This window comes from Marinimicrobium sp. UBA4209 (assembly GCF_002381585.1).
Lineage (GTDB): Bacteria > Pseudomonadota > Gammaproteobacteria > Pseudomonadales > Cellvibrionaceae > Marinimicrobium > Marinimicrobium koreense.
Genome location: NZ_DFTP01000060.1, coordinates 22,284 through 23,437 on the forward strand (window position 1 = coordinate 22,284; position 1,154 = coordinate 23,437).

Annotated in this window: 2 protein-coding genes; both read left to right on the forward strand. The window is 47.5% G+C overall.

Annotated features, from left to right (window positions below; translation table 11 throughout):
* Positions 1-349, forward strand: a 349-nt coding sequence (locus B3187_RS08710) for a hypothetical protein (protein ID WP_286805815.1), incomplete at its 5' end; no start/stop codon positions are given.
* A 141-nt stretch (positions 350-490) separates the two neighbouring features.
* On the forward strand, positions 491-1,042 hold the full coding sequence (locus B3187_RS08715) for a hypothetical protein (RefSeq protein ID WP_286805816.1): 552 nt from the start codon (positions 491-493) through the stop codon (positions 1,040-1,042).
* Positions 1,043-1,154: the final 112 nt, after the last annotated feature.

Below are 1,154 nucleotides of genomic sequence, written 5' to 3' on the forward strand. Positions count from 1 at the left end.
TTCACTACAAAGCCGCGCGTGCTTGCGGCGTTATGTTTTCGAGGGATATATGAGAAAGTTCGGATTGCTGGTCTTATTGTTATTCACGGTGGGAAAGGTGTCAGCAATGGAGTATGTTTTACCAAAATATACTCCTGCCCAAGCAGAAAGCCTGATATTTGAATATTTACATACAGAGAGACCCAAGACCGACCTTTCTCAATATGACTATGAAAGTCTTAGCTACACGTATACGGAAGGTTTTTGGACAGCGTCCTTCGTTTGTAAAAAGGTCGAATTAAGTTGCCACTTTGGTGTATCAATGACTAATGATGAAAATCCAAAGTTTACTTTCATGGGCGGCTTATAAACATAACAAAAAGCTTCACGCGGAAACATTTTACTACGCTCGTTTTTGTGCATTCAGCTGCGCTTCATTCTTTCACAAAAACGCTCTCCGTAAAATGTTCCGGTGAGCTTGGCGTTAGAAGCACAACGTAGGGAGACATCTTTGGTTACCGAGATTCGCGGTTGGTTGATGTTGGGGCTTGGCGTGATTGGTGGGGTAGTCGCGCTACTCACCTACTCCCGGGGGCAGAACCAGCGCAGGCTGGAGAACAGCTTTCGTATGATCCAGCTTTTCCGAGATAGCATACCAACACAGGATTTTGAGCAGTGGATTAAGCTATTCCATGCTGCATCTGAGCCAGCTGGCGCCAAGCCGGGCCATTTTGTTTCCGAGGATGGACGTCAAATCCCATTTTCAGCCTTGTACACGGAAGGGCCGCCCGATGACGGGGCGATAGACCGAATAGCTCAGGTTTTAGATTTAGTATCTGAGCAAGCTCTAAAGCGCACGCTCGATCTCAGAATTTTCTACCATGAGTATGGCCAACTGATGGATACCATTCATTCATGGCTTTCTGCAGACGTGGGTTCAGATGGGAGGTCCTTGCTTGAAGACCTCTATCCAAATTTCAGATTGCTATACGAAAAAAACAAAATCGTCACGGATTGGAATTGTCGCAGGTATGTTTATTGCGGCCAGCAACAGGGCTTCTAACCAGTAGTTCCAGTTCGTTCCGGGCCTGGCGGCCCTCCACCGGACAGCCTTGTCGCCGCTTCGCTCTGCCAAGGCTGCCGCTGAACAATGGCGTTGAGGCTGTAGAAAAACT